A 6,306-nucleotide genomic window follows, 5' to 3' on the forward strand; every position below is an offset into this window, starting at 1 on the left:
TTGCGCCGATGATAGTGCTGCAACCAGTGTGAAAGTAGGTTATCGTCAGGCTTGTTATTCGCAGTAGAGAAAAACCCCGCCAGCAATGGTGGGGTTTTTTTTCGTCTGGCGGTTTGTTCTGTACACATTTTTACTGCACGTATGGCGGAGTTGACCGAAGTTATCGGCTGCGCACCCTTTTTGCGGGGATGCCAGAACACCTTTGACGCGTAATTCAAGTCGACACTTGTAAGGTGCCCAAAATATCCATCTTGCCCCGTCCGTGTTGCCCGCGGCGGGCACCGTCATGTTCTCTTCATATTGATACTGTACGATGACTTGCATGGCTGCTGCTCTTGAGTGGCCAGTCCCTTTCATCTCATCAAGTAAATGTGTACACCCATGTTGGCCAAGCTTAAACTCGTCAAAACTCCCACAGGCATCGATAGCGCCTTGATGCTCTCGGCCATGCTGATACTCTGGATCGGCAATTACAGCAATCTCGACCTCATGATCGCCGACAGTATGTTCGACGGTGCGCGTGGGCAATTTGCCGGCGCTGACAGCGCGTGGGCGCGCGGTTTCCAGTTCTGCATGACCTTGCTGGCCGCGGCAGCGATAGTCCTGGCGGTCTGGGACACGCAGCGTCCGCTGGCCTGGTCTGCCTCACGCCGCAGCGCCTTGCGCGTGGTGGCCCTGTCGGCTATCTTGGTGCCGCTAAGCATCTATTTGCTCTCTTCCTTCAGCGATGTTCCCTGCCCCACGGATTTGCTGCGCTATGGTGGACTGCAACCGTATACGCGCCTGCTGGAAACATTGCCGGCTAGCGCATCTGCCATGGTCTGCTTGCCCGCCACGCATGCGAACACTGCCTGGTGGATGCTGGCCTTGCCATTGTTCTGCCTGCCCGGACGGCCACGCACGGCACTTTTGTTCGCCGGTGTCATGTTGCTGTGCGGTTTGGCGGCAGGCTGGCATCAACAGTTGCAAGGTAAGCAATTTTTTACCCACACCTTGTGGTCTGCCTGGATCGCTTCTTTCCTGATCTATCTGCTGCATAATTTGTTCCGGGCCGAGGACGCGTTGGCCTGAAACACAAAAGTACGTCACAATCTGCCTGTCTAGTTGTCGTTTCATACAAAAACAGGAGCACCATGAACGAGCAGATTGCGAGAGAAGTGGTATTGGTCCGTGCTATCGAGACGGCCGACCAGAAAAAAGAAGTCCTCAGCGAGGATGACCGCATGTATGCCAGCCGCAGCGCGCGTGAGCTTGCGCAGTGGCAAGCTTCGGGCAAGCAGGCCGAAGTGACAGGTGACGATTTCCTGCAGCAGCGCTCCGAGCTGATCCTCAAGCGCATCACCGAGCGCACGCCCGCTTTTGCTGCCTTCGCGAAACGCCGTAACGGCATGAAGACCCTGGCGCTGACCTTGCCCTTGCTGGCACTGCTGCTGGGCGCCGGGCTGGACCGCATCACGGATCCCCATCGCGTGGATCTGCTGTCGGCGCCCTTGCTGCTGATCATCGCCTGGAATGTGCTGGTCTACCTGGGCTTGCTGATCTGGCTATGCATCCCCTCGCACTCCCTCGGCTGGCCGAAGGCGGGACTGGTGCGCCACCTGAGCGTGGGCCGCCTGGCGTTGCCGCGCAAGCTGCCGCACGCCTTGTCCTCGGGCTTGCTCAGTTTTATGGGGGAATGGGCGCACTTGAGCGCCAAGCTGACGGCCGCGCGCCTCAGCCGTACCATTCACCTGAGCGCCGCCATGTTTGCCATCGGCGCCGTCGCTTCACTGTACGCGCGCGGCTTCCTGTCGCAATACGCGGCCGGTTGGGAAAGCACTTTTTTGAATGCCAGCCAGGTGCACAGCCTGCTTTCGACCCTGTTTGCGCCGGCTATTGCCCTGTTTCATTTGCAAGGCTTTTCGCTGGCGGAAATCGAAGCGCTGCGCTTCCCGCAAACGACGACCGTCGAAGGCGGCGCACGCTGGGTGCATTTATATGCGGCAACGATTTTCCTGCTGGTGGTCGTTCCCCGCCTGATACTGGCACTGGTCAACAACTGGCGCGCAGCGCGCCTGGCCAAGCACTTTCCGCTGGATCTCGATCAACCGTATTTCCGCAAGCTTAATGAAAGCATCGGCGTGGCAACTGGCGGCATGCTCCGTGTCTTGCCGTACAGCTTTACTGTCGATGAGGCACGTCACAAGGGCCTGGGGCAAATCTCCCTCATGCTGTTCGGCGAGCAAGGCCGCATGATGCTGCGTCCATCGACGTCGTATGGCGAGGAGCCGCAGGACGTCTTGCGCGACACGGACTTGAATGATCCACAAGTCAATATCACGGCCGTGCTGTTCAACCTGACGGCGACGCCGGAAAAGGAAAACCACGGCGCCTTCCTCGATTACCTGGCGCAATCGTCGGCACGCGGCATCGCTGTACTGATCGACGAATCCAGCTACCTGGAACGCGCGGGCGAGCAGGTGGATAATGCCGCCCGCTTGGCGGAGCGAGTCGCTCTGTGGCAACAGTTCTGCCAGTTCCACAAAACCACGGCCACCCTGGTCAATTTGCTTAATCCTGCCTTGCACCCGCTCGATGCCGGTGTCGGGCTGAAAGTATCGGCAGCAGCATGAGTGTGAATGTAAATAAAAATGTGCAGGATGATGCGGTACAGATTCAGTTTGCGCTGATTTCGCACACGAATAATGGCAAGACGACCTTGGCGCGCACTTTAGTGGGCGTGGACATTGGCGAAGTGCGCGATGCCGCCCACGTGACCGTGTTTGCGGAATCGCATACCTTGCTGGCCACGCCGCAGGGCGATGCCTTGCAATTGTGGGACACGCCCGGCTTTGGCGACTCCGTGCGCCTGCTCAAGCGCCTGGGCCAGTCGGGCAATCCCATCGGCTGGTTCCTGCGCGAAGTGCTGGACCGTTACCGCGACCGCCCGTTCTGGCTCAGCCAGCAAGCGCTGCGTACGGCCAAGGACTCTGCCGACGTGGTGCTGTACCTGGTGAATTCCTCGGAACATCCCAAGGATGCGGGCTACTTGCCGGCGGAAATGAAAATCCTCGCCTGGCTGGATAAGCCGGTGGTGGTCTTGCTCAATCAAATGGGGCCGCCGCGTCCTGGCAATGAGGAGCACGGCGAGCAGGCGCGCTGGCGCGAGCATTTGCAGCAGTATCCCATCGTGCGCGATGTCCTGGCGCTCGATGCCTTTGCCCGCTGCTGGGTTCATGAGCGCGTGTTTTACGAAGCCGTGGGTAAATTGTTGCCGCAGTCGCAGCAAGCCGGCTATGCGCGTCTGTTTTCTGCCTGGCAAGAGCAGAATACGGCGCGTTTCCAGCAAGCCATGCATTTGCTGGCTACGCAACTGGCAGTGGCAGGGCAGGATCGCGAAGCCATCGAGCTCGGCTCCAAGGGCTTGCTGAAATCGGCCTTGCAGGTAGTGGGCATCGGTAAGAATGCAGAGCAGCAACGCCAGGAAAAGGCCATGGCCAGCCTGGTGGCACGGCTCAATACACACAGCGGCGTGACCACGCGTGAGCTCTTGATCTTGCACAAACTCGACCCGACCGATGCGCATAAGATCAATAGCCGGATACGGGAAAATTTTGCCGTGCGCGCGCCGATCGACAAGGCGCAAGCGGGGTTATTGGGGGCCATGATTTCCGGCGCGGCGACGGGGCTGTCGGCCGACCTGATTTCCGGCGGCCTGACTTTGGGCACGGGCGCCTTGCTTGGTGGCGTGGTCGGTGCGCTGACGTTTGCCGGCGCTGCCTGGGGCTTTAATTCCGGCACGGACCGCAATGAACCCACCATGCAATTCACGGATGCCTTTTTGCGCACCCTGGTGGTGGCGGGCGTGCTGCGTTACCTGGCGGTGGCGCACTTTGGCCGCGGCCGCGGCAATTTCGTGGAAAGCGAGGCGCCGGCTTTCTGGCAGGATGAGGTCGAGCAAGCGGTGGCGCGCCATGAAGGCGCATTGGCCGAGCTGTGGAAAGAGGTGCGCCGGGAAAAATCGCCGGAGCAGGCCGCCGAGCGCGTCTTGCCCGTCATGTCGTCCATCACCTCCGATACCCTGGCGCGTCTGTATCCGGATGTGGCGCGTCTGGTATAGCTTATCAGGCGCGGGCTTGCAGCCACCGTTCCAGAAATTGCACGCAGGCCCTGACCTTGGCCGAGTTCGACAGCCGCGAAGTGGTCACCGCCCACACATCGGCGACCTGATGATACGCGGGCAAAATGCGCACCAGCTTGCCTTGCGCCAGACTGCTTTCCACATCCCATGCCGAACGCAAGATGATGCCGTGGCCGTCCAGCGCCCATTGATGGACGATCTCGCCATTATTGGCCGATAGCGGCCCATCGACCTTCACCGTTTCCGACCCTTGCGGTCCCTGCAGTTTCCAGCGTCGCCCATCCAGGTCACGCTCGCGGATGACGATGCAGTCATGCTCGCGCAATTGCGCCAGCGTGTCCGGCGTTCCGCGTTGTGCCAGATAGGAGGGTGCGGCGCACAGCACGCGTTGATTGCTGGCAATGCGGTGGGCAATCAGGTCTGGCTCGCGCACCACGCCGATGCGAATGTCCAGATCGAAACCCTCGCCCAGCAGGTCGACGGGACGGTCGAGCAATTCCAGCTGTATTTTCAAGTTTGGATATTGCCGTGCCAGCTGGGAGAGGGCGGGACCGAGCCGGTTGCGCCCGAAGCCGGAGCTGGAGCAAATGCGCAGTAGGCCCTGCGGCTGCAATTTCGACTGTGCTACCGCTTCCCCCATCTGTTCGACATCTTCCAGGATGCGTTGCGCCCATTGCCGCACGATCTCGCCGTGATCGGTGACGCTGACCCTGCGTGTGGTCCGGTGCAGCAACCGTACTTGCAGCGCCGCTTCCAGCATGCCGATGCGCTTGCTGACGACCGCCTTGGAAATACCCAGTTCCAGCGCCGTGGCGGCGAAACTGGTTTTATGGGCGACCTGGCAAAACAGGCGTAAATCTTCCAGCAGCGGCGTATGTTTCATCGATTGAGCACGAAATGTGGATACTGAGGTCATGAATACCCTGATTGTATTCTGATGCGGCGCCAGTATCATCAACGCATCCATCTATAAACAGGAGAACCTCATGCCCGCACACAGAATCGCAGTCATCGCCGGCGACGGCATAGGCAATGAAGTCATGCCGGAAGGGCTGCGTGTCGTCGAGGCTGCCGCGCGCCGTTTCAATATCGACTTGCAGTTCACGACCATGGAGTGGGCGAATTGCGACTACTACCTCGAGCACGGTCAGATGATGCCCTCGGACTGGTTTGCCCAGCTCAAGGATTTCGACGCCATCTATTTTGGTGCCGTCGGCTGGCCGGACAAGGTACCGGACCATATCTCGCTGTGGGGTTCGTTACTAAAATTCCGGCGCGAGTTCGACGAATACGTCAACTTGCGGCCCGTGCGCCTGATGCCGGGTGTGCCGTGCCCGCTGGCGAATAAAAAGCCAGGTGATATCGATTTTTATGTGGTGCGTGAAAATACGGAAGGAGAATATTCGTCCGTGGGCGGGCGCATGTTCGAGGGGACGGAACGCGAAACGGTGCTGCAGGAATCCGTGTTTACGCGCAAGGGCGTTGACCGCATCCTGACGTATGCGTTTGAGCTGGCGCAAAGCCGGCCAAAAAAACACCTGACATCGGCGACCAAGTCGAACGGTATCGCCATCAGCATGCCGTATTGGGATGAGCGGGTGGAGGCGATGGGGCCCAGCTTTCCCGATGTGCACTGGGATAAATACCATATCGACATCCTGGCGGCCCGTTTCGTGCTCAGTCCCGAGCGCTTCGACGTAGTGGTTGCGTCGAATCTGTTTGGCGACATTCTGTCCGACCTGGGCCCTGCGTGCACGGGAACGATTGCCATCGCGCCATCGGCCAATATCAATCCGGAACGCACGTTCCCCTCTGTCTTCGAGCCCGTGCACGGATCCGCACCCGATATCTATGGCCAGAATATCGCCAACCCGATCGGCATGATCTGGTCGGGCGCCATGATGCTGGACTTCCTCGGTAATGGCGACGCCAATTACACGGCGGCGCATGACGCGGTTTTGCGCGCCATTGAGAAGGTGCTTGAGCATGGCCCGCGAACACCGGACATGGGCGGCAGCGCCAGTACGACCGATATGGGCATTGCAATTGCCGAATTGCTGAAATAAAGCTTGCCGCCCATGGGCGGCTTTGCTATAGTTCGCCTCCCCGATGAGACGCACTAGTTTGCGGCACAAAAGGGACAGCCTTCAGGGGCTGGGTAGTAGAAAAGAAGGTGTTGACGATTG

At 59.5% G+C, this 6,306-nt stretch carries 6 protein-coding genes; 4 read left to right on the plus strand and 2 right to left on the minus strand.

The features are described 5' to 3' along the window. Positions 1 to 54 precede the first annotated feature (54 nt). The gene (locus tag IGS58_RS28945) at positions 55 to 324 is read right to left on the minus strand and encodes a hypothetical protein (RefSeq protein ID WP_230523320.1); all 270 of its coding nucleotides are present in this window, start codon (positions 322 to 324) and stop codon (positions 55 to 57) included. Between the two features lie 57 nt (positions 325 to 381). Between IGS58_RS28945 and IGS58_RS28950 the strand changes: the two genes are divergently transcribed. From IGS58_RS28950 to IGS58_RS28960, 3 genes are all read left to right on the plus strand, one after another. Further along, positions 382 to 1,071 carry a hypothetical protein gene (locus tag IGS58_RS28950; RefSeq protein ID WP_081345520.1) on the plus strand — a complete coding sequence of 230 codons (690 nt, stop codon included), beginning with the start codon at positions 382 to 384 and terminating at the stop codon, positions 1,069 to 1,071. Between the two features lie 62 nt (positions 1,072 to 1,133). Continuing rightward, positions 1,134 to 2,612, plus strand: a complete 1,479-nt coding sequence (locus tag IGS58_RS28955) for a DUF2868 domain-containing protein (protein ID WP_092613750.1) — start codon at positions 1,134 to 1,136, stop codon at positions 2,610 to 2,612. After that, positions 2,609 to 4,099: a DUF3482 domain-containing protein gene (locus IGS58_RS28960; RefSeq protein ID WP_092613752.1), complete on the plus strand. Its 1,491-nt coding sequence runs from the start codon at positions 2,609 to 2,611 to the stop codon at positions 4,097 to 4,099. Before IGS58_RS28955 ends, IGS58_RS28960 begins: the two co-directional genes overlap by 4 nt. 4 nt (positions 4,100 to 4,103) lie before the next feature. Here IGS58_RS28960 and IGS58_RS28965 read toward each other — a convergent pair whose 3' ends face one another. Continuing rightward, positions 4,104 to 5,003 carry a LysR family transcriptional regulator gene (locus IGS58_RS28965; RefSeq protein WP_070254568.1) on the minus strand — a complete coding sequence of 300 codons (900 nt, stop codon included), beginning with the start codon at positions 5,001 to 5,003 and terminating at the stop codon, positions 4,104 to 4,106. 103 nt (positions 5,004 to 5,106) lie between these two features. On the opposite strand from IGS58_RS28965, the gene IGS58_RS28970 reads away from it, so the two are divergent. Beyond that, positions 5,107 to 6,186 (plus strand): tartrate dehydrogenase, encoded by a 1,080-nt coding sequence (locus tag IGS58_RS28970; RefSeq protein WP_230523321.1) that lies wholly within the window; start codon positions 5,107 to 5,109, stop codon positions 6,184 to 6,186. Positions 6,187 to 6,306 lie beyond the last annotated feature (120 nt).

The sequence above is a fragment of the Janthinobacterium sp. EB271-G4-7A genome (assembly GCF_020858075.1).
GTDB lineage: Bacteria > Pseudomonadota > Gammaproteobacteria > Burkholderiales > Burkholderiaceae_D > Janthinobacterium > Janthinobacterium lividum.